The 25068-nt window shown below is 36.2% G+C and carries 15 protein-coding genes; 14 read left to right on the top strand and 1 reads right to left on the bottom strand.

All coding sequences use genetic code 11. From position 1 onward, the window contains the following. Together NHE85_RS16600 and NHE85_RS16595 are read left to right on the top strand one after the other, a co-directional pair. The coding region (locus NHE85_RS16600) for a T9SS type B sorting domain-containing protein (RefSeq protein WP_252813260.1) at window positions 1–859 on the top strand (859 nt) is incomplete at its 5' end. A 219-nt stretch (window positions 860–1078) separates the two neighbouring features. Beyond that, on the top strand, window positions 1079–2005 hold the full coding sequence (locus tag NHE85_RS16595; protein WP_252813259.1) for a patatin-like phospholipase family protein: 927 nt from the start codon (window positions 1079–1081) through the stop codon (window positions 2003–2005). 15 nt (window positions 2006–2020) lie between these two features. On the opposite strand, the gene acnA is transcribed toward NHE85_RS16595, so the two are convergent. Then, on the bottom strand, window positions 2021–4795 hold the full coding sequence (gene acnA / locus NHE85_RS16590; RefSeq protein WP_252813258.1) for an aconitate hydratase AcnA: 2775 nt from the start codon (window positions 4793–4795) through the stop codon (window positions 2021–2023). Between the two features lie 401 nt (window positions 4796–5196). Between acnA and NHE85_RS16585 the strand changes: the two genes are divergently transcribed. The 12 genes from NHE85_RS16585 to NHE85_RS16530 all read left to right on the top strand — a co-directional run bounded on the left by NHE85_RS16585 (window position 5197) and on the right by NHE85_RS16530 (window position 25056). Then, window positions 5197–6234: a LacI family DNA-binding transcriptional regulator gene (locus NHE85_RS16585; protein WP_252813257.1), complete on the top strand. Its 1038-nt coding sequence runs from the start codon at window positions 5197–5199 to the stop codon at window positions 6232–6234. 310 nt (window positions 6235–6544) lie between these two features. Beyond that, window positions 6545–9706 carry a TonB-dependent receptor gene (locus NHE85_RS16580; protein WP_252813256.1) on the top strand — a complete coding sequence of 1054 codons (3162 nt, stop codon included), beginning with the start codon at window positions 6545–6547 and terminating at the stop codon, window positions 9704–9706. Window positions 9707–9718: 12 nt separating this feature from the next. After that, window positions 9719–11350 carry a RagB/SusD family nutrient uptake outer membrane protein gene (locus tag NHE85_RS16575; RefSeq protein WP_252813255.1) on the top strand — a complete coding sequence of 544 codons (1632 nt, stop codon included), beginning with the start codon at window positions 9719–9721 and terminating at the stop codon, window positions 11348–11350. Between the two features lie 35 nt (window positions 11351–11385). Then, the gene (locus NHE85_RS16570; RefSeq protein WP_252813254.1) at window positions 11386–12513 is read left to right on the top strand and encodes a SusE domain-containing protein; all 1128 of its coding nucleotides are present in this window, start codon (window positions 11386–11388) and stop codon (window positions 12511–12513) included. Between the two features lie 66 nt (window positions 12514–12579). After that, window positions 12580–13755: a glycoside hydrolase family 76 protein gene (locus tag NHE85_RS16565; protein WP_252813253.1), complete on the top strand. Its 1176-nt coding sequence runs from the start codon at window positions 12580–12582 to the stop codon at window positions 13753–13755. A 146-nt stretch (window positions 13756–13901) separates the two neighbouring features. Beyond that, the gene (locus NHE85_RS16560; RefSeq protein WP_252813252.1) at window positions 13902–14552 is read left to right on the top strand and encodes an SGNH/GDSL hydrolase family protein; all 651 of its coding nucleotides are present in this window, start codon (window positions 13902–13904) and stop codon (window positions 14550–14552) included. Beyond that, on the top strand, window positions 14552–16360 hold the full coding sequence (locus tag NHE85_RS16555) for a glycoside hydrolase family 2 protein (RefSeq protein WP_252813251.1): 1809 nt from the start codon (window positions 14552–14554) through the stop codon (window positions 16358–16360). The genes NHE85_RS16560 and NHE85_RS16555 overlap by 1 nt, the downstream gene beginning before the upstream one ends. A 3-nt stretch (window positions 16361–16363) precedes the next feature. Beyond that, window positions 16364–18661: a GH92 family glycosyl hydrolase gene (locus NHE85_RS16550; RefSeq protein WP_374676569.1), complete on the top strand. Its 2298-nt coding sequence runs from the start codon at window positions 16364–16366 to the stop codon at window positions 18659–18661. A 39-nt stretch (window positions 18662–18700) separates the two neighbouring features. Beyond that, the gene (locus tag NHE85_RS16545) at window positions 18701–20131 is read left to right on the top strand and encodes a glycoside hydrolase family 125 protein (RefSeq protein WP_252813250.1); all 1431 of its coding nucleotides are present in this window, start codon (window positions 18701–18703) and stop codon (window positions 20129–20131) included. A 28-nt stretch (window positions 20132–20159) separates the two neighbouring features. Continuing rightward, complete coding sequence (locus tag NHE85_RS16540) at window positions 20160–22340, top strand: GH92 family glycosyl hydrolase (RefSeq protein WP_252813249.1); 2181 nt, start codon at window positions 20160–20162, stop codon at window positions 22338–22340. Between the two features lie 104 nt (window positions 22341–22444). Continuing rightward, a complete protein-coding gene (locus NHE85_RS16535) occupies window positions 22445–24397 on the top strand; it encodes a glycoside hydrolase family 97 protein (RefSeq protein ID WP_252813248.1) in 1953 nt (650 codons plus the stop codon). 80 nt (window positions 24398–24477) lie between these two features. Beyond that, on the top strand, window positions 24478–25056 hold the full coding sequence (locus NHE85_RS16530) for an RNA polymerase sigma-70 factor (protein ID WP_252813247.1): 579 nt from the start codon (window positions 24478–24480) through the stop codon (window positions 25054–25056). Window positions 25057–25068 lie beyond the last annotated feature (12 nt).

Here is a 25068-nt window from a genome sequence, read left to right as displayed (position 1 = left end):
AAGGGTGACCAATACCGCTACACTAAGCAAATGCCATGATATCACTACCTTCACCCTGCATGTAGAGCGCCTTGCAGAACCTGTAATCACAGGGGAGAACGGCAGCAATACGGTATGTGTTGATGTAGACGGTACCACAGACGGCCTGCTGCTTGACAGCGGTGTAGCCCCTGCAGGACACAGCTACCGCTGGTTCTTAGACGGAGTGGAGCTTACCGATGCCGATCCGTCCTCAGGTACTTACCTTGCCGTATCGGAAGGTGACTATACGGTAGAGGTAACCGGCCCGCTTCCCAATGCATGTGTATCTGACCTCTCGGCAGTATTTACAGTGATCAAGTCGGGAATGGCCAGCCCTGTAGGAGCAGGTTATTATGTAACCAACTACTTCAGCGACAACCAGGTGATCACCATCACAGTGGAAGGAAACGGAGAGTATGTGTACCAGCTTGATGAAGGCCCTACACAGACCAGCCCTGTATTTACCAATGTATCCCCAGGCCCTCACATGGTAAGGGTATATGATGTGAAGACCGAGTTCAGCTGTGGAGTACTTCCGATAGAAGGTGTAAGCGTTGTAGACTACCCTAACTTCTTTACCCCTAACGGTGACGGCTTCCATGATACGTGGAATATCATCGGGCTTCAGAACACAGGATCTGTAATTTACATCTTTGACCGCTACGGCAAGCTTATCAAACAGATCAGCCCTGACCTTGAGAGTGACGGATGGGACGGTACCTTCAACGGTACACCGCTTCCTGCCGATGACTACTGGTTCAGTGTAACCTACCCTGAGTTTGATGGCACCACAACGGTAACAAGGGAGTTTAAAGCGCATTTCTCACTTAAAAGATAAGAAGTGAATCCATAAAAAAAACCGGGCAGCCAATTGGCTGCCTGTTTTTTTTTATATTAATAGTTATGTCCAATATGGTGGTATTGTATTTAATTGAATTATAGAATAATATTTAATACTTCATATATAATTTAAAGTCTTGTGGATAGAATTATTTATATTTATAGAATTACATTAAGTTATTAAATGCCAAAATCGAATATAAATTATTGAACATATATGGATGCATTAGTGATATCAGGGGGCGGAAGCAAAGGAGCATTTGCGGGAGGCGTTTCTGAATACCTTATAAAAATATCTAAGAAAAATTATCAACTTTTTGTTGGCACCTCTACAGGCAGTTTGTTAGTTCCTTTCCTTGCCATAGGTGATATAGAACGGATAAAAAAAATATATACAACAATAAAGCAGGAAGACATTTTTACTGTTTGTCCGTTTAGGATAAAAAAGAAAAATGGTGTTGTAAAGACAAGTATAAACCATTTAGGAGTTCTAAAACAATTTGTAAAAGGACAGAAAACATTAGGTGATAGCACTAACCTTAGACATTTAATAAAAAGAAGCTTTAAAAAGGAAGATTTTGATTTAATAAGAAGCCTAAATAAGGAAGTAATAGTAACTGTAGCAAATTTAACCACTCAGCAAATTGAATATAAATCATCTAATGATTATGGATATGAAGACTTTTGCGACTGGATATGGGCATCGGCAAACATGGTTCCATTAATGAGCCTGCTTGAAAAGGAAGGAAGCGAATATGCCGATGGCGGTTTTGGAAACTTAATACCTATTCAGGAAGCAATTAAAAAAAGTGCATCGTCCATTGATGTTATTGTATTAAGACTTAAAGACGGAGTTTATAATAACCCTCCGTTACGTAATGCGCTTGATATATTTGCACGTACCTATGACTTTATGCTGAATCAGATTGCACTTGATGATCTTATTATTGCAAAACTTCAAGCTACTAACCGTAATGTAATGGTATCTTTTTATTATATAAACAGATTATTAACTACGAGGTCATTTATATTTGATGCCGAGGAAATGACTCAATGGTGGCAGGAAGGATACGAAATGTTTGAAAATATGGAAAGTGAAAAACATTATTTATCCCCGGCACCCTCATTAGAAGACCAGGGATAAATATTATAGAAAATGTTATCGCTGTAAAAATTGTCTTAACACATATTGCAGTATACCTTCGTTTCGGTAATATTCAATTTCTATTTTAGAATCAAGTCTTGCAATTGCATTAAAGTTTATTTTTTCACCATTTTTTTTCTCTGTGGTAATTTGTACTTCTTTTAAAGGTTTAATATCATTTGCAATGCCATAAATACTAAATTTTTCTTCTCCGGTTAAACCCAGTTTCTCTGCATTATCGCCATCTTTATATTGCAGGGGAAGTACACCCATACCTACAAGATTACTACGGTGAATTCTCTCATAACTCTCCGCAAGTACGGCTTTAACCCCTAATAAGAAAGTTCCTTTGGCTGCCCAGTCTCTCGATGATCCACTCCCATATTCTTTGCCGGCAAGAATTATTAAAGGTGTTTTGGCTTCTTTATATTTAACGGATGCATCATAAATAGTCATTTCATCACCTGTGGGTAAATATTTAGTATAACCACCTTCTTTATTTGCCAGCTTATTTTTTATGCGCACATTTGCAAATGTTCCTCTTATCATTACTTCATCCTGGCCACGACGTGAGCCATAGGAATTAAAATCCTCTTTTTTAACACCTCTGCTTATAAGATATTCACCTGCAGATGAAGATTCGCTAAATGATCCTGCAGGAGAGATATGATCTGTAGTTATACTGTCTCCTAATGCTAATAGTACATTGGCATTTTCAATATCTTTTAAAGGTTCAGGGTTATCAGATAAATTTTTAAAGAAGGGAGCCTCTTTTATATAGGTAGATTTTTCATCCCAAACATAAATCTTTTCATCAGGTATTTCAAGGTTTTGCCAAATTTCGTTACCATCAAATATAGTTCCGTAACTGTCTTTAAATTGTGAAGGGGAAAGTACCGAGTGCAATATCTCATTGATTTCATCATCTGTGGGCCAAATGTCTTTCAAATAAACAGGTTGTTGGTTGGGGTCATAGCTAATAGGATCATTTATAAGGTCTAAATCCACCCTCCCTGCAAGTGCATAAGCAACGACCAGCATTGGCGACATTAAAAAATTCATTTTAATTTTTGGATGTATCCTGGCTTCAAAATTTCTGTTTCCTGACAGAACCGATGCTACTACCAATTCATGCTCATCTACAGCTTTGGATATATGAGCTGGGAGAGGCCCTGAATTGCCTATACAGGATGTACAGCCATAACCTACTAAATGGAATTTCATAGCTTCCAGATCATCAAGTAAATCAGCTTTAACCAAATAATCGGTTACTACTTTTGAACCCGGAGCTAATGATGTTTTTACCCAGGGTTTTACATCCAGTCCGCGTTCTCTTGCTTTTCTGGCTACCAGTCCGGCACCAATCATAACAAAAGGGTTAGAAGTATTAGTACATGAAGTAATTGCGGCAATTACAATTGAACCATCTGAAAGCATAAATTGCTCTGATCCTATAGTAACGGCAACACGTTTCATCCCATCTTCTACCTTTTCCTCAATTTTTGTTTCCGGTGGCATTGGAGGTTCGGCCGATGTTGGCTGAGTGCTTCCGCCTTCTGCAAACCAGCGCGTCATCTGATCTTGTGGTTTAGTATATTTTCTTCCAAAATTTTTATGCAGAAGATCTATGAAGGTAGAAGGGAAATTTTTTAGCAGTATTTTATCCTGCGGCCTTTTAGGCCCTGAAACAGTAGGTTCTATAGTAGAAAGGTCAAGTTCCAGAACATCGGTATATTTAATTGACTCGTCTCCTGTTCGCCATAATAAGTTAGATTTACAATAATCCTCTACAAGTTTAACCTGTTCTTCAGACCGGTTTGTGAGGCGCATATATTCTAACGTTTTATCGTCTATAGGAAAGTAAGTAACAGTACAGCCAAATTCAGGAGACATATTGCCAATTGTGGCTCTGTCAGGTACGGAAAGATTATCAAGGCCGGAACCGAATACTTCCACAAATTTGCCTACTACGCCATACTTTCTGAGCTTTTCTGCAATGGTAAGTACCATATCAGTTGCGGTAGATCCAACGGGTATTTTTCCCGTTAGCTTAAGGCCTATAACTTCCGGCATTATAAAATAAATAGGCTGTCCTAGAATTGCGGCTTCTGCTTCAATTCCTCCAACGCCCCATGCTACAACCCCAATGCCGTTTACCATTGGTGTGTGGCTATCAGTTCCTACTAATGTATCAGGGAATACTTCACCATTCCGCTCAATAACTCCTTTGGAAAGATATTCAAGATTAACCTGGTGGCATATGCCCATACCCGGCGGAACAACACTAAAATTACTAAAAGAATTCTGTGCCCATTTTAGAAATTCATAGCGTTCTTCATTACGCTTATATTCTTCATCCATATTACGCTTATAGGCATATTCTGTACCAAAATAGTCAACCTGTACAGAGTGGTCTATAACCAGATCTACAGGTATAAGCGGATTTATTTCATCAGGATTTTTGCCTTTACGGGCTATTTCAGATCTCAGTGATGCTATATCTACAACAGCAGGCACACCTGTAAAATCCTGCATGAGCACACGGGCCGGCTTAAACGGAATATCTTTATCTGACGCTTTTGGCTGCCAGTTTAAAAGTGTTTCTATATTTTCTTTGGTGATTGCAAAATCATCATAATTACGCAGGACATTTTCTAATAGAATTCTAATTGAAAAAGGCATCTTTTCAATATTATATCCCTGCTTTTGCATTTCGGGAAGGCTATAATAGGTAAAAGTGCCATTTTTAGTGTTTAATAACTTTTTGATTTGATAAATGTCATTACTCATAATAAAAATGTTGTTAGTTTTTAGAAAATAACGCAAAATGGATTTGCCTCAAAATGTTATAAATGAACTTTACATATTCTTGAAAAACAATAAAGAAGATTTATGTGTTTGATTATTAGAAAGATTAGTCTTACTCAAAGTTAGTGTAAAGTTGTTTTAAAAGCTATTTACGGAGTGTGAAATTTTAAGTTAAATTTTAAAACAGTCCTTTATAAGAGATAATGTTAGTTGAAAAAAAATAGCGTTATTTTGTGTTTTTGATCAACAAATTAATATGGAATTGTCAAAAATCTAATCGATAAAATATCTTTTATTATCTTTGGACTCCAATTAACGATATTTTTCTCAATAAATTATATAGTTTTTTATAATCACCTCACTTAATTGCACCTTTATTTCTAATGAAAAAGAAGCGAGTATCTATTAAAAATATAGCAGAAGCATTAAATATTTCTGTTACTACGGTTTCTTTTGTATTAAATGGAAAGGCTAAAGAAAAACATATTTCTAAAGAGCTTACCCAGAAAGTATTGGATTATATTTCTGAAATAAATTATAAGCCCAATCAGATAGCGCAAAGCCTTCGTACCGGAAAATCTAAAATTTTAGTTTTTATGGTCGAGGATATATCTAATAGTTTTTTTGCTAAACTTGCGCGCATCATTGAAGATATTGCCTATGAAAAAGGCTATAAAGTGATTTTTTGCAGTAATGAAAATAATGATGAGAAATCTATTGAATTAATTGATCTTTTTAATTTCAGACAGGTAGACGGTTTTATAATTGTTCCGTCGCCTGGTATAGAAAATACAATTGAAAAACTTATTGATGAAAATATTCCTGTAGTATTATTAGACAGGTATTTTGCGGGACTTGACAGCAACATAGTTATTATAGATAACGAAGATGCATCCTACTGTGCTACTAAACATCTGATAGATAATAATTATAGAAATATTGCTTTTATTACTACTGATACTAAACAAACGCAGATGCAGGATCGTTTAGCCGGTTACGAAAGGGCGATTGCAGATAATAATTTAACTTCTAATGTTTTATTTATACCATATAATAAAACAGGAACTGAGGAAGGTAAAAGGCATATAATGGATTTTGTTAAAGCATCCAGCAAACTTGATGCGGTTTTTTTTGCAACTAACTATCTTACTCTTATCGGGCTGGATATATTTAAGAAAGACACTCCTTTGTTAATTAATGATTTTGGTATAGTTACTTTTGACGACAATGATCTTTTTGGGATATTTAGTCCTACAATTACAGCTGTATCGCAACCATTATGGGAAATCGGTGCAGAACTGATGGAGTTAATGCTTGACCTTTTAAAGAAAAAAGATGTTAAAGATTCACCTAAAAAAATTATTCTTAAAACAGAATTGAAAATAAGAGAATCTTCAAAAGCCAAATCATTTATTAGTTAAAGTTCTTACTACAACGTTTGAATGAATTTGACGTTTTTTAGTCGTTAAAAAAATAAAACATAGTTTTTTTCTTACTTATTTTTTTGGTTTAACGATTTAAGAAATAGCTATTTTTGATTAAAACTATTATGTTATTTTAATTAAAAATTAAATAACAGCTATCTAATTCTCATTTTACTATATCTTTTTTAACTATAAAATGATAAATTAACATTAAATTTATGAGTGGAGAAAAAACATTTTTTTTACTAAAACGATTTAGTACATTTGTCAATATGACTTATTTAATTATCCCAAAATAACCAACTTAATGAAAAACAAAACTACTTTTAAAAATTTGCGTCTATGGAGAGATGTAATAAAAGTATGCGGGCTGAGTTTAAGCAGGCATAGTTTATTATATCTTATTCCTCTGTTTTTTTGCGTAAATAGCAGCATGGCCCAAAATCAGGCTACTACTATTACAGGCCAATCAGTAACCATAACAGGTAAGGTTACTGACAATACCGGAGCAACCTTGCCCGGGGTTTCGATAATTGAAAAAGGAACGTCTAATTCTGTACAAACAGATCTTGATGGTGATTTTTCAATTAAAGTGGCTTCATCTCAATCTGTACTTGTGTTTTCATATATAGGTATGAAAACAGTTGAAAGACCTGTTAATAACACAACGAGTATGAATGTTGTAATGCAGGATGATGTAACTACACTTGAAGAGGTTGTGGTTGTAGGGTACGGTACCCAGAAAAAAACCAAAGTTATTGGTGCAATAGACCAGGTTAACAGCGGAGCTTTTAAGGGTAGGGCGAATGTAAATACTACACAGGCTCTTCAGGGGAAATCACCAAGCTTAACAATTCAACAGACTAATAGCGAGCCGGGAGCCGGTTTAAATATTAATATAAGGGGTATAGGTACCTTAGGTAATAATAGTCCGTTGGTTGTAATTGATGGTATTGTCGGAGGTGATATCAATTCACTTAATCCATCCGATATTGATACGGTTTCTGTACTAAAAGATGCCGGTAGTGCGGCTATTTACGGATCGAGGGCAAGTAATGGTGTTATACTTATTACTACCAAAAAGGGAAGAAAAAACAGCCCGATGACTGTGCAGTACAATACATTGGTTGGATATAACAATCCTCACTTTTTTACAAAACCGGTTCATGGATATGAAAATGCAATGTTGAGAAATGAAGCAGCTTTCAATTCAGGCGAAACTACAGCCGTATTTACTCCGGAACAGATTGCACAAATAAAAGCAAACGGAGATACTGAATGGTTTGCTGAAGAAATAGTTAAACCTGCTCTTCAGGAGAATCATAATTTTTCTATTTCCGGAGGTACTGAAAATTCTACTTATTTAGTATCAATGGGTTATGTTGATCAGAGGAGTGTGTTTGTTGGTCCGTCAAAAGGTATGGAACGTTATAATTACAGAATTAACCTAACTAATGAATATGGTAAATTTAAACTAACTTCTACCTTAGCCTATGCGAAGCAAAAAATGACAGACCATTCTTCAAGTACGGGAACTTTAATGGTAGATGCTTTCAGGGTACCATTATATTACAGGCAGAAAGATGAAAATGGAAATTATTTAACGAATGACGTGCTTCAGCAGTTTAATTCTCTTGGAGTTTTAGAAAAAGGCGGCTTTAGAAAATACGATAATGACGATGTTTTCGGAACATTAAATGCAGAGTTAAAATTAACGGACTATTTAAAGGCTAAAGGTGTATTTGGTGGAAGACTATGGTCTAATTCATTATATTCCAGAACAAAAGAGGTTCAATTTTCACCACAGGGTGTATATGGAGCAGACAGAAACACTAACGACGAAAACTATAAGAGCCTTGACCTGAATTTACAGTTTATGCTCGAATTCAATAAAGTATTTGCTCAAAATCACACTGTAGGAGCTTTACTTGGTGTTTCAAACGAAAGTCATCAGGGAAGAGGTACCGGTATTTACAAAAAGTTCACAGATACCGATTTGGGTACTAGTACTAGTGAAACCATTATTGATCCGTTATCTTATAACTCTAATGTAAGTGGGCGTGACATAAACAGCAGCCCTTCCAAAAATAGTTTAAACTCAGTGTTTGGACGTGCTACTTATGATTTCAGGGATAAATATTTTGCTGAATTCAGTTTCAGATACGATGGTTCATCAAAATTCAGGGATGGAAACAGATGGGGGTTCTTTCCTTCTGTAACTGTAGGATATGCTCTTACCCAAGAAGATTTTATGCAATGGTACAGCAGTAATGTTGGTAATCTTAAGTTGAAGTCATCTTACGGTATTTTAGGTAATCAGAATGTTGGAGATTTTCAATATCAGACTACTTATAATTCTTTTGCAAATGCTTATGGTTACGATAATAAGGCTGTCAGCGGAGGGGGGTTCAAGTTTGCAAATCCGGATCTTCAATGGGAAAAAGCTGCAACATTTAATGTAGGACTTGAAGCCGATTTCTTTAAAGGTGCTCTTGGCCTTTCATTTGATTATTTTGACAAAGTGACCAGGGACATTTTACTTCCGCCACAGGTTCCGGGAGTGTTTGGTACGGATCTTCCCGATTATAATGCCGGTAAATTAGGTAACAGAGGATGGGAAGTTAGTGCGACATACAGGCATTCAGGTAAATTGTTCAACCACAGTTTAACTGTTACTTTTGGAGACTCTAAAAACAAAGTGCTTGACTTTAACAACGGGCAGGAGCGACTCACAGGTGTAGAGGAAATGCAGGTATTATTGCGTGAAGGCTTGCCATATAATTCTTATGTAGGTTTAAAAAGAGATGGATATTTTCAGAGCTGGGATGAAATACAGGGAGCTGCTGTACCTGTAGGTGTAAATGTACAACCTGGAGACAACCGTTATGTTGACCTTAATAAAGATGGAAAAATTGATGATAACGATAAGTTTGTTTTCGGAAATCCATTCCCTAGATATACTTTTGGATTTACCTATAATGTTGAATATAAAGGATTTGATTTAAGTATCTTTATGCAGGGTGTAGGTAAGAGAACAATGATGATTCGCGGTGAGCTTGTAGAACCTTTCCATTATAATTATGGTATGACTATGTACACACATCAGCTTGATTACTGGACTCCGCAGAACCCGGATGCAAGATATCCGCGTTTAGCTAATAACGGTACACAGTCTAACACAAACAATTTTAGGAGAGGTTCTGATATGTATTTATATGATGGAGCTTATGCAAGGTTGAAAAATCTTCAGATTGGTTATTCATTACCCGATGATGCTTTAAAAAATATCGGGATCAAAGCATTCCGTATGTATGTATCAGGTCAAAACCTTCTTACTTTATCTAAAGTGAAATTTGTTGATCCGGAATTATCTGAATTTAATAATAATATGACGCCTTCGGGAGCTAACAGCGGAAGGGCATATCCTACGCAGGTGTATTATGGATTAGGACTGGATGTTACCTTTTAATAAAAACGAAAAATGAAAAATATACTAAAAAAATTAAAATTTATTCCGGTTTTACTCCTGGTATTGGTGAGTTGTGAAGATCTTGACATAACACCGGAAAATAAATTTACAGATGCAAACTACTGGACAAGCCTGGAAAGAGCTCAGTTGGTTTTAAATACAGCATATTCTCAAATGCAAACAAGTGCGCGATTCTTTTATAATGAAGGATTGTCAGATAATGCTTATAACGGGAGGGGCGATAATGAAGGTGCGGCATCAATAGCTGCAGGCATCTACGATCCATCTCTTGAAAGAATTAAAAAAGAATGGAATGAACGTTATGCCGGAATAAAAACCTGCAACGTTTTACTTGAAAATATAGACCGTGTTCAGGGAGCTGATCCCGCAGTTATAACAAGGATGAAAGCTGAAGCGCGTTTTCTTAGAGCTTTTCAGCATTTTCAGCTAACAACCTGGTTTGGTGCTATACCTTTAATAACTAAAGATCCTTCATTAGAAGAGGCTTCAACTGTAAGCCGTACTTCTCATGCTGAGGTTATTGAGTTTGTATTAAATGAACTTGATGAATTGAAGACTGATTTACCTACCAAAGCACAATATTCTAAAGAAGAAAGAGGTAAAATAACACTGGGTGCTGCAATGGCTTTAAAAGCACGCGTACTATTGTATGAAGGGCGTTGGGATGAAGTTGTTGCTGTAACAAACGAAATCATGGCTGGTACTTATGGGCAATATGATCTTTTTCCTTCTTATGAAGGGCTTTTTCTTCCTGAAAATGAATACAATAGCGAAGATATTTTAAGCTTGCAATATGTGCCGCAAAACAGGATGTGGGGAGAATTTTTTGATATAGCACCTATATCTGCGGGAGCAAGATTAAATGCGCTAGCACCCACGCAGGAATTGGTTGATAGTTATTTAATGCTTAATGGTAAAAGAATTGATGAATCTGATTCCGGGTATGATGAAAATAACCCTTATATAAACAGAGATCCAAGACTTACAAATACTGTAGTATATCACCTATATGAATGGAAAGACCCGGACGGAAGTTCTCATACAATTTATATCGAACCCGGATCGTATCCTGATCCTGATGTTGAAGGACCAGATGAATATAGGCAGGGTTCTTCGACAACATCAACAGGATATTATACGCGTAAATATTTTGATCCTCAACACACATCTTCATTGCAGTCTGGTTTGAATTTAATGCTTATTCGTTATGCGGATGTGTTATTAATGAATGCTGAGGCTAAAAATGAATTAGGACAGTTTGATGCCGGTTCGTGGGGTACAACTATTGGTGCTTTAAGGATGCGTGCAGGTTTTACTGATGCAGCAGCAGTAAGTTTTGACAGCTCACTAACTCAGGATGGACTTCGTGAAGTGATACGAAATGAACGCCGCACAGAACTGGCTATGGAGGGCTTAAGAATATTTGATATAAGAAGATGGAGAATTGCCGAAGATGTTCTTAACGGATATGCACATGGAGCAAAATTTGGTATAGAATCTCAGGACAATGGTTATTTAAGAGTAAACCTGAGAAATTTTGATCCAGGAAAGCATTATTTATGGCCAATACCAAGAGATGAGCGCTTGGTTAACGGAAACTTGACACAAAACCCGGGCTGGTAAGCTTAAAATAAAAACAAATATTAAAACTTATAAATATGAAAAATATATATTCAAAACTATTATTGATAGTATTTACAATATCACTTATAGGCTGTCAGGATGATGACACTTTAAGCCATACAAAAGTTAGTGCTGTAAACGCACTTTATGCTCCAGCAGATAATACATTTTTTGATCTTGGAGCACAAAGCTCTGCATTATTTGAATGGGAAGGTGCTAAAGCTGAGGATAACGGGGTAGTTCTTTACGACGTAGTGTTTGACCGTGAAGATGGTGACTTTTCTAATCCTGTATATATAATGCCATCTGATGGCAACGGATTTCAGAGAACTTTAAATATTTCTTTTACAGATCTTAATAAAATTGCCGGAATGGCAGGTATCCCATCAGATTCTAATGGTAAATTAAAATGGACAGTGTATTCTTCAAAAGGAATTAATGTAGTTAAATCTGCAGTTTCGGGAATTTTTGAAGTAAAAACACCTGCAGGTTTTCCTATGCCTGACCAGTTATTTATTACAGGTAGCGGTTCAGAAGGTGGAGATGCTATAGCAGATGCAGTTCCTTTCAAAAAAACAGGTGCTACTAAATATGAAATATATACTAAGCTGAAAGCTGGTGATTATAAGTTTATTACGAGAAAAAGCGATAATCATGAAACATATTATATAGATGGGGGAGACCTCAAGGCTGATGGTGCTACTACCTATTCAGGAGAAGATAAAGTATATAGAATAAGAATAGATTTTAGTGACGGTTCTACCACTATGGAAGAGATTCAGAAAATTGAAATATGGTTTCCACCATTTGGAGAATACCTTTTTGAATATACATATTCAGCAAAAGGTATTTGGAAAGCAGATAACCAGCACATTGAATTCAAGCAGGAATCATGGGGTAGAGACGAACGCTACAAGTTTAAGTTTACGGTAATCAAACAGGATGGAAGTTCTGTAGAAGAATGGTGGGGTAGTATTAATGCTGATAACAGCAGGCCGGATGAAAATACAGCAGCATCATTCTGGTATATGGTACCTGTTACTGATGATTACTGGGCTAACTCTTTTAAATTTAAAACAGAAGATGATAATGCTGATGTAAATGCTGTAATAGACTTTAGTGCAACAGCTCCGGCTTATACTCACAGTTTTACAGTTATATAGATAAATAAACAGTATCCCTCAGAATTATAAATATAATGCTGAGGGATGTTTTAAATACAATTTAAAATGAAGAGATTTTTTTCGATACGTAAAAATATAATTTTAGCATCTGTAATTGGTTTGGGTATGGTAACCGTTTCGTGTGATGATGATGCTATTCCTTTAAGAGACCCTAATAATGTTGAACCTGAATCTAACTATACCTGGGCTGAAACTGCTGATTCATTGCAACAGGCAACGTATAACACTTATTTAGGCTCTAACGGTACGTTTGTACAGGATAATGCCGGTAGTACAAACTTTAATTACTGGCCTAATGCTCATATGCTTGATGTTTTGGTTGATGGTTATTTAAGAACCGGAGACGAAAACTATGTTACCAGGATGAAAGCGCTTATACAAGGTATTAAAGTTAAAAACGGCAATACTTATGACAATGTTTTTAATGATGATATGCTTTGGCTTGCTAATGCAAGTGTGCGTGCTTATGTTGCTACTAACGATCAGGAATATAAAGATGTTGCCGATTTTTTATGGGAAAGAATAAAATTAAGCTGGAGTGATGATGTTTTTGGCGGCGGTATTACCTGGAAACAAAATACTCCAAAACAAAAGAATGCTGTATCTAATGGTCCTGCTGCAATTTTAGCCATGCGATTATATGAACTTGATCAGGATCCGGATGATCTTGAGTGGGCTCAGAAAATATATGCATGGGAAAAAAATAATCTTGTAGATCCGGTTTCCGGTTTAGTATGGGATAATATAGCCGAAGTTGATGGTGTAGTTACTACAAACAAAGACTGGATATTTACTTATAATATGGGTACCTGGATTGGAGCAGGAGTAAAACTATATCAGGCTACTGGAGAACAGGGATATCTTAACGATGCTGTTAAATCGGCTAAAACTGTTTTAACAAGTCCTAAACTTGTATCTGAAGGTATTTTAAAAGATGAAGGACAGGGAGACGGCGGATTATTTAAGGGTATTCTGGTACGTTATTTTACAGAGCTTATAGAGGTATCTGCTGTTAATTCTACAGATCATTCAAATTTTGTTGACTTCCTTAAATTTAACGCACAGACTTTATATAAAAAGGGTATTGTGAGGCCTTCAATGTTTTGTGGCCCTGACTGGAAAAAATTACCAAGCGGTACTACAGACCTTACAACACAGTTAAGCGGTGTTATGCTTATAGAGGCTGCTGCTAAGCTGGATAAAGAAGAAATGTTTGATTAAATAGGTTAGAGTGTTAGTTAATCATTTTTACCTGCAGGTAATTTTTTACCTGCAGGTTTTATAATGTTAATCACTTTATCGGATTAAATTAAAATATAATGAAAAACAAAATTTTAGCCTTATGCCTATTCTTAACTTGTATTACTATGCACTGCACTTATGGACAGGACTGGGCTAATTTAAAACGATATGAAAAGGAAAATGCAGAGCTTTCTGGTTCTGCACATAATGAAAAGAGAGTTGTTTTTATGGGCAACTCTATAACTGAGGGCTGGTTAAGAACACATCCCGCTTTTTTTGAGGGTAAACCTTATATTGATCGTGGTATTAGCGGGCAGACAACACCACAAATGCTATTACGTTTCAGGCAGGATGTTATAGATCTTAAGCCGGAAACAGTAGTAATTCTTGCCGGTATAAATGATATTGCACAAAATACAGGCCCAATGACACTTGAAGAAACTGCCGGGAATATTTTTTCTATGGCAGAGCTTGCAAAAGTAAATGGTATAAAGGTAGTATTATGCAGTGTGCTTCCTGCATCTGATTTTCCCTGGAAACAAGAAATGGAACCGGGACCAAAAGTGGTAAAGCTTAATAGTATGTTGCTTAAATATGCTAAAGACCATGATATTGAGTATGTAGATTATTATACGCCAATGGTAAATGATAATCTTGGCTTAAAAAAAGAACTGGGTGACGATGGGGTTCATCCTAATGAGAAAGGTTATGCTATAATGGAGCCTCTGGTTGAAAAAGCACTTTCTAAAATTTCCAATAAAACATCTAAAAAGTAATGAAAAACAAATTCACAGCCTTACTCTTAGTATTCGCCGGATTAACATCTTTTGCCCAGTGGAAACCGCAGGGTGATAAAATAAAAACAAAATGGGCAGAGCAGGTAGATCCAAACAAAACATTACCTGAATATCCGCGGCCTATTATGGAGCGTGACCAATGGAAAAACCTTAACGGGTTATGGAATTATGCTATACAGCCAACAGGGCAAACAGCACCACAAAATTATGATGGTAAAATACTAGTACCTTTTGCAGTAGAATCAAGCCTTTCCGGAGTAATGAAAAGGGTAGGTTCTGAAAATGAACTTTGGTATGAAACTACTTTTACCGTAGAAAGTGGCTGGAAAAATAAAGATATACTACTACATTTTGGAGCCGTAGACTGGAAAACAGAAGTCTGGCTTAATGATATAAAAATTGGTACTCATACAGGTGGTTTTACACCTTTCAGTTTTAATATTACACCATTTTTATCGGGTAAATCTCAGAAACTTATAGTAAAAGTATGGGATCCGACGAGTGATGGCACACAGCCAAGAGGTAAACAGGTTAAAAATCCTGAAGGTATATGGTACACGCCTGTTACAGGTATCTGGCAGACGGTTTGGCTTGAACCGGTAAATAAAAAGTATATTGCTACTATAAGGACCACGCCCGATGTTGATCATAACAGCATTAGTATAGCTGCTGAAGTTGAAAATACAACTACAGGGGACATAGTAGAAATTACTGTATTTGATGGCTCAAAAAGCATAGCTTCAGGGAAATCGGCAACGGGACAGTCTGTTGACATTGTATTAAATAATGTAAAGTTATGGTCGCCGGATTCGCCTTTTTTGTATGATACTAAAATCAGAGTTATCAGCAACGGAAAAGTTGTTGATGAGGTAAAGAGCTACTTTGCAATGCGAAAAATATCATATAAAAGAGATGATAGTGGTATAGTGAGAATGCAGCTTAATAATAAAGATTGTTTTCAGTTTGGACCTCTCGACCAGGGATGGTGGCCTGATGGATTATATACTGCTCCAACAGACGAAGCACTGAAGTTTGATATTGTTAAAACAAAAGAGTTAGGCTTTAATATGATACGTAAACACGTGAAAGTGGAGCCTGCGCGTTGGTATACTCATTGTGATAAATTAGGAATTTTAGTGTGGCAGGATATGCCAAGCGGTGATGATGGACCTATTTGGCAAATGCATAAATATTTTGAAGGTACCGAACTTAAAAGATCGGCAGAATCTGAAGCTACATACAAAAAAGAATGGAGAGAAATAATGGATCATTTATATTCTTATCCAAGTATTGTGGTATGGGTGCCATTTAATGAAGCATGGGGACAGTTTAAAACTGTTGAAGTAACAGAATGGACTAAAAATCATGACCCAAGCAGGCTGGTAAACTCTGCAAGTGGCGGTAACCATTTCCAAACGGGAGATATACTTGATATTCACCATTATCCCGGGCCTGAACTTAAGTTATATGATGCAAGAAGAGTGACTGTATTAGGAGAATATGGAGGTATTGGACTTCCTGTAGAAGGGCATTTATGGCAAACAGATAAAAACTGGGGTTACACACAATTTAAAAACACACAGGAGACTACCGATAAATACAGAGAATATGCTGATACGCTTAAAACTCTTGCTAAAGTAGGATTTTCTGCTGCCGTATATACGCAGACAACAGATGTAGAAGGCGAAGTAAACGGTTTTATGACCTATGACAGAAAAGTGGAAAAAATGAATTTTTCCGAGGTTAATAAAATTAATAAAGAAGTAATTAATGCAATAAATAATTAGATTTTGGCTACTAACAAAAATAGAGTTGCTTTAGTATTTTTGGGTTTATTCACTTTCAACCTGGTTAGTAGTCAGTCTGTACCTGTTAGCGATATTAAAACTCCTGTAGAATGGGTTAATCCGTTAATGGGTACAGATTCTGATTATGATGTTTCTAATGGTAATGTATATCCTGCTATTGCTATGCCATGGGGAATGAATTTCTGGACACCCCAAACAGGAAACATGGGTGACGGATGGGTATATACTTACAGAGCAACAAGAATTAAAGGCTTTAAACAAACGCATCAGCCATCGCCGTGGATGAATGATTACGGACAGTTCTCGATAATGCCGATTACCGGTAAACTTCGTTTTAAAGAGCAGGACAGGCAGAGTTGGTTTTCTCATAAAACAGAGACTGTTACGCCTTATTATTATAGCGTGTACCTGGCCGAGCATGATGTTACAACTGAAATTACTCCTACTGAAAGGGCAGCGAGGTTTAGGTTTACTTTTCCGGAAACAGATGCTTATATAGTTGTTGATGCTTTTGATAAAGGATCATACATAAAAATAATACCTTCGGAAAGGAAGATTATTGGTTACACGACTAAGAATAGTGGTGGAGTACCTGCGAATTTTAAAAATTATTTTGTTATTGTTTTTGATAAAGAGTTTACTGTTACATCTACATTTAATGGTGATGTTTTAAGTAATGCGCTTGAATTACAGGCGGATCACACAGGGGCGGTAATTGGTTTTAAAACCAAAGATGGAGAAAAGGTTAATGCCAAAGTAGCCTCATCTTTTATAAGCTTTGAACAGGCAGAAATTAACCTTAATGAAATTGGTAATAATGATTTCGACCAACTTAAAGCTAAAGGCAAAACGATTTGGAATGATAATTTAAGCAGGATAAAAACAGAAGGCGGTACGGCTGCTCAAACTGCAACTTTTTATTCATGCCTTTATCGTTCATTGCTTTTCCCAAGAAAATTTTATGAGCATGATGCAAAAGGTAATATAATACATTACAGTCCTTATAATGGTGAAGTACTGTCTGGTTATATGTATACCGATACAGGTTTTTGGGATACATTTCGTTCGCTGTTTCCTTTTCTTAATTTAATGTATCCAAAGGTTAACGCTGAAATTCAGGCTGGTCTTAGTAATGCTTATACTGAAAGCGGCTGGCTGCCGGAATGGGCTAGCCCCGGTTTAAGGGATATTATGGTAGGAAACAATTCGGCATCCATAGTTGCAGATGCCTATTTAAAAATTGGAGCCGATAATAATTATGATATTCAAAACCTGTATGAAGCTGTTATACATGGCGCAAACAATGCAGGCCCGATGAAAGCTGTGGGAAGGGCTGGAGTTGAACAATATATAAAATTGGGGTATGTACCTTATGATGTTGTAAACGAAAGTGCCGCCCGTACATTGGAATATGCTTATGATGATTTTGCTATATATCAGTTGGCAAAAGCTTTAAAACGTCCTAAAAAAGAAATCGAACTATATAAAAAACGCAGCCAGAACTATAAAAATCTGTTTGACCCAACCCATAATTTAATGCGTGGTAAAATGACCAATGGTAAATTTATGGAACCTTTTGATCCTATTAAATGGGGTGAAGGATTTACCGAAGGAAATAGCTGGCATTACAGCTGGTCAGTTTTTCATGATATTCAGGGGCTTATTGATCTAATGGGAGGTAAAGAGGTATTTACAAAACAACTGGATAGTGTTTTTGCTATGCCTCCGATATTTAACAATAGCTTTAATGGCGGATTTATTCATGAAATGAGAGAAATGCAGGTAGCCAATATGGGGCAGTATGCTCATGGTAACCAACCTATACAGCACATGATCTATTTATATAATCATGGAGGTAAACCATGGAAGGCTCAATACTGGGTAAGAGAAACCATGAACCGTTTGTATAATCCAAATCCGGATGGTTATTGTGGTGATGAGGATAACGGACAAACATCGGCCTGGTATGTGTTTTCTGCCATGGGCTTTTATCCCGTTACACCGGCATCAGACCAATACGTAGTAGGAGCACCGTTATTTAAAAAGGTTACACTACAGCTTGAAAACGGAAAAAAGGTAATTATAAACTCACCTGACAATAGCGCTGATAAAAGGTATATAAACGCTATGCAGTTTAATGGTAAAAATTACACTAAAAATTATCTGAGCTACACGGAACTTATGAAAGGTGCTGTTATAGACGTTGAAATGACAGATGTACCAAACGAAGACAGAGGTACTAAAAAAGATGACCTTCCTTACTCATTAACTAATGAATAATATAAAAAGGCTTTGCCTTTAATTTAAAAATATATAATAATGGAAAGAAGAAAATTTATACAAAATACAGCTTTATTCAGCAGTCTGGCCCTTATAGATCCAATGGAAATAATGGCTGCTGCTAATATGACTAAAGATTTTCCTGTAGTAAGGGTTGCTAAAGGAAAAAGAAATTTTGAAAGTGATTTTATTGAAAAAACAATTACAGAATTTCAGAAGAATGTAAAAGACAAAGAACTGGCATGGTTATTTAACAACTGTTTCCCTAATACGCTGGATACAACAGTCACCCATTCACAAAAAAACGGACGACCGGATACTTACGTTATAACCGGAGATATTGATGCAATGTGGTTAAGGGATAGTTCTGCACAGGTATGGCCTTATATGGCTTTTGCGGGTAAAGACGCTAAATTAAAAAACTTAATTGCCGGGGTTATAAACAGGCAGACTGAGTATATTCTTAAAGATCCGTATGCTAATGCTTTTTATAACGATCCTGATAAGAAGGGAGAATGGACAACAGATCATACCGATATGAAGCCGGGTGTTCATGAAAGAAAATATGAGATAGACTCATTGTGCTACCCTATACGTTTAGGATATAATTACTGGAAAACAACAGGTGATACTTCACCTTTTGATGAAAATTGGGTAAAAGCTATAAAAACTACGCTAAAAGTATTTAAAGATCAGCAGCAAAAAGATGGTAAGAACCCTTATAGTTTTCAAAGAACAACACAGTTTGCTACAGATACAAGAGCCCTAAAAGGATATGGTTATCCGGTTAAACCTGTAGGATTAATATGTTCAGCATTCCGTCCAAGTGATGATGCAACTGTTTTTTCTTTCCTTATACCATCTAACTTTTTTGCAGTAGTAAGCCTTAAACAGGCAGCCCAGATGATGAGGGATATAAAAAAGGACAATGCCACATCAAAAGACCTGGATGCATTGGCAGCTGAGGTAGAAAAAGCGCTTAAAGAGTATGCAATTGTAAAACATCCTAAATATGGAAATATTTATGCCTTTGAAATAGACGGTTTTGGTAACCACCTTCTTATGGATGATGCCAACGTGCCTAGTTTATTAGGTTTACCTTATCTGGATGCTATGGATGTTAAAGACCCTATTTACCAAAATACCCGCAAGTTTGTTCTTTCAGAAGACAATCCTTTCTTTTTTAAAGGAAAAGCAGCTGAAGGTATTGGAGGACCACACGTAGGTATGGATATGATATGGCCAATGGCAATTATTATGCGAGGGTTAACAAGTACAGATCCTCAGGAAGTAAAAGAGTGCATTAAAACTCTTAAAGCTACTCATGGCGATACAGGATTTATGCATGAGTCATTTCATAAAGATGATCCTAAAAACTTTACAAGATCATGGTTTGCATGGGCAAATACATTATTTGGAGAATTACTATGGGAGACTTATCAAAAGCAGCCCAAAGTACTTGAATTATAATTAGTAACCGCCATAAAAATTAGTTACAATGATAAAATTTAAAAAGAATATTACGCTGGCAGTAATTGCCCTGTCTTGTTTTTGTAGCAATGCAATAGCACAGGAAACAGGGGGCGGACCTGCCGAAGGAAAATATACAGCTTTAGTAAATCCATTTATAGGTACGGCTCCGTTATTAGACACTAAAATAATAGGATATACACCGCCTTCAGATATGCGTGTATGGGCTGGTTTGGTTTTCCCCGGATCATCGGTGCCTAATGCAATGGTTCAGTTAAGCCCTATTACAAAATATAGGTCTGGTGCCGGATATGAATATGAAGATACCAGTATTCTGGGCTTTACACATACCAATAAAGGGCATTGGAATCTTTGTCATCTTCCTCTTTTGCCTGTGCCGGAAGGAGTATCATTTCCTTATAAATCATCATTTAGTCATACACAGGAAAAAGGAAGTCCGGCTTATTACGAGGTCTATTTAAAAGAGTACGAAGTTTTGGTAAAGTTAACTTCTACCTTGCGTTGCGGTGTGCATGAATATACTTTTAAAAATAATAGAGGCAGAAAAGTTCTTTTTGATTTAGGTACAGCAAACAATCATGTAGATGACTGGCAGATAAAACAGGAAGGCACAAATGCAGTATCTGGTTTTCAGAGAACAGGTGGAGAAAAAATATACTTTTATGCCACTTTAAGCAGCGCTATAGATAAACTGGATATAAAAGATATGGCAAAAAGTGGTGGTTATGCATTGGTTAATATAAAAGATGGTGATGCTAATCCTGTTACAGTTAAAATAGCTTTATCTTTTGTAAGTACAGAAAATGCTGCTGAAAATTTAAAAGCAGAAGTGGGTAATAAAACCCTTAGCCAGGTTTTTGAAGAAGGCAGTACTACATGGGAAAACTTGCTTTCTAAAATTCAGGTAAAGGGCGGCAGCAAACAACAGGATGTTATGTTTTACAGCATGCTGTACAGGTCATTTTTGTGGCCTGCATTGCGTAGTGATGTAAACGGTCAGTTTACAGATGAAGCCGGCAAAGTAAGAAAGGAAAACTATCGTTATTATACATTACCATCTTTATGGGATGATTACAGAAATAAACTGGTACTACTAAGCATAATGTCTCCGGATGTTACTAATGACGTTATTAACTCTATTATTAATGAAGGAGAAATTAAAGGTTTTATACCTACTTTTTTCCATGGTGACCATGCTGCATCATTTATTGCGGGATCTTACCTGAGAGGAATTAGAGATTATGATGTAAACAAAGCCTATAAGCTATTACTTAATAATGCTTATAAAGAAGGCGGTACCAGACCTTATATATCTGAATATATAGCTAAGGGTTATATTTCTGAGCCTGATATTAAAGATCCTAAAATAGAAACAAAAGCGCATGCCGGAGTAACAAAAACACTTGAATATGCTTATGATGACCATGCACTTTCACTATTAGCTAAAGAACTTAATGATACCGAACATTATACCGATTTGGTTAAACGTTCTAAAAATTACGCTAATGTGTTTGACAAGTCTACCAATTTTATGAGAGGAAGGCTTGAAGATGGTAAATGGATCATTCCGTTTAATCCTGAATTTCCATATTATGAATACATGTATCGTGAAGCAAATGCATGGCAGGTATCATTTTATGTACCCCATGATATGAAAGGCCTTGTTAAGCTTTATGGTGGAGAAAAAGCTTTTGAAGCTAAATTAGATACTCTATTCACAAAACCGTGGAATCCGGATTATATAGCATGGAACATATCAGGCTTTATTGGTCAGTACTGCCATGGAAACCAGCCGGATCATGAAGCGCCGTTTTCGTATTATTTTGTAAATAAACCTGAAAAATCGCAGAAGCGTATTGATCAGATCCTTGATACAATGTATGGCATTGGCCCTGAGAAACTTGCAATGTGCGGTATGGATGATGCCGGAGAAATGTCTTCGTGGTATGTTTTTGGAGCGCTTGGACTTTACCCGTTATCACCTGCCGATCCTGAATATATAGTTACAGTACCTATTTTTAAAGAGGTTGACTGGACTATGCCAACAGGCAAAAAGCTGACAATAACTAACCCTAATGGCAAGCGAGATCTAAAATCGATTAAAGTAAACGGATCAAAAATAAACGGTTACTTTATCTCGCATGATCTTTTTAAAAATGGTGGAAAGATTGAAGTTCAGACTAAATAAGATTAAAACAGTTCCAACAAACATTTATTCAGTTTTTAACCCATTACATGGGGAAATTTCACCAGCGTCCCGCTTAATGCGGGACGCTTCATAAAACCACTCCTATGAAAGCTTTTAAATTATTCACATTCCTATTAATTTTATTTGTGTCGGATGCATATTCACAACAAAAAAAGTTTGAAGTAATATCACCCGATGGTAGTATAAAAATAGCTATCACTTTAAGTGATAAAATATACTATTCATTATTAGTAGAAAATAAAGTTTTAATGTCTGATGGATTTTTGGGTTTAAATCTGAGAAATAAAGTATTGGGTGCGAATCCGAAATTATTAAGTAGCAAAACAGGACATATTACTGAAATTATAAAACCGGCTGTTCCTTTAAAATTTTCTTCGGTTAGTAATGATTATAATTATTTAATGCTGAATTTTAAAGGATCGTATTCAGTAGAGTTCAGAGTGTTTAATGATGGAATTGCCTATCGTTTTATCACTTCTGAAAAGGGAGATATTGAAGTAATTAACGAAGATTTTGCTATTAATTTCCCGGACAATTATTTGTTGCATTTACAGCAGCCTGACGGATTTAAAACTTCCAGTGAAGAAGCCTATACGCATATTGAATCCAAAGATTGGAAAGCAGCTGATAAAATGTCTACATTACCTGTATTGATTGAAACTAAAAAACAATACAAAATGCTAATCAGCGAATCAGATCTTTCTGATTACCCCGGGATGTTTCTTAAGGGAACTTCGGCAGGTGTTGTAGCTACATTTCCTAAAGTGCCTTTAGAATTTGGCCCTGATGGAGACCGAAGCCTTAAGATTTTAAAGGAGGCAGATTATATAGCAAAGACTAAAGGAACCAGAAATTTTCCGTGGCGTTATTTTGTAATAACTAAAGATGACAGGCAGCTTATTGAAAACACAATGACACTTAAGCTCGCTCCAAAAAGTGAACTGAAAGATGCCGCATGGATAAAACCCGGCCAGGCCAGCTGGGAGTGGTGGAATGATGCCTCACCTTATGGTCCCGATGTAAATTTTGTTTCAGGCTATAATCTTGATACCTATAAATATTATATTGATTTTGCATCTAAATTTGGTATTAGATACATTATAATGGATGAAGGCTGGGCAATGAGTACTACAGATCCTTATACGCCTAATCCAAAAGTGGATTTGAAAGAACTTATTCGATACGGAAAAGAAAAAAAAGTAGGCATAGTTTTGTGGCTTACCTGGCTTACGGTAGACAGAAATATGGAACTTTTTAAAACCTTTAATGAATGGGGGATTGCAGGTGTAAAAATTGATTTTATGGATCGTAGCGACCAGGTAATGGTTAATTACTATGAAAATGTCATTAAAGAAGCTGCAAAACATCAGTTGTTTGTTGATTTTCATGGTGCTTTTAAGCCATCCGGACTTGAGTACAAATATCCTAACCTGATTTCGTACGAAGGAGTGAGGGGTATGGAGCGAATGAATGAATGTACACCGGACAATAGTGTTTATTATCCATTTATACGTAATGCAGTTGGTCCGATGGATTATACACCCGGTGCTATGCTAAGCATGCAGCCGGAAGTTTATATATCAGAACGGCCTAATTCGGCAAGCATCGGTACTAGGGCATATCAGCTGGCACTATATGTTGTTTTTGAAAGCGGCATACAAATGCTTGCGGATAATCCAACATTGTATTACAGAAATTTAGATTGTACTGAGTTTATTACTTCCGTACCCACTACTTGGGACGAAACAAAAGCCCTTAGCGCCAAAGCAGGAGAACTTGCCGTTGTTGCTAAACGTAAAGGTGATAAATGGTTTATTGGAGCAATAACCAATGGTAAGGAAACGGAACGGAACCTTACTATTAATTTTGATTTTCTTGCAAAAGGAAAAACATACACCATGACTTATTTTGAAGATGGTATAAATGCGGGTCGTCAGGCAATGGATTACAGAAAGAAAACTAGGCAGATTAAAAAAGGTGATACTATAACCATTAAGATGGTGCGTAATGGTGGCTGGGCTGCGAAACTCGAATAATAAATTATTTAACGCAAAGATAAACCTGTTTTTAAACTAAGCTTATAGGATTGTTCTTCATTTGTATTTTAAAATCCTATATGAACAGTAAGCTTTTAAAATTATCTGACGAAGAACTTCAAAAACTTGTTTCTAAAGGAAACAGGTTTGCTTTTGAAGTGATTTATGACAGATACTGGAGAAGGCTTTATTCTTATGCTTATAAGATTTATAATGAAGAAGAGGTTTGTGAAGATATTGTACAGGAACTTTTTATCAGTTTATGGAACAATTCTCCCAATGCAGTAATACTTAACCTCGAAGCTTATCTTTTTAGAGCTGTAAAATATAAAATAGCGAATCATATCCGCAGCCTTAAATTTACCAAAGATCATCTTGATATCCTGGAAGGGATGCCAACTCCTGTTAAAACTGTAAATGATGTTGAATATAAAGAATTTGAAACCGGTATTATGAATGAGATAGATAAATTATCTCCTAAATGCCGTGAAGTGTTTAAGCTTAGCCGTTTTGAATATCTTTCCAATTCTGAAATTGCTAAAAAACTCGGACTTTCTCCCCTTACTGTAGAAAAACATATAAGCAATGCTTTAAAAGAGCTAAGAAGCAGCCTTAATAAATGGCAGTATCACCTTATTGTGATCTTTATGTTTTTTTAATGTTTACTAAAC

This window comes from Flavobacterium sp. NRK1, from assembly GCF_024054175.1.
Classification (GTDB): domain Bacteria; phylum Bacteroidota; class Bacteroidia; order Flavobacteriales; family Flavobacteriaceae; genus Flavobacterium.
Note: the sequence above shows the minus strand (reverse complement) of the source record. Positions and strands in the feature narration are given on the sequence as shown.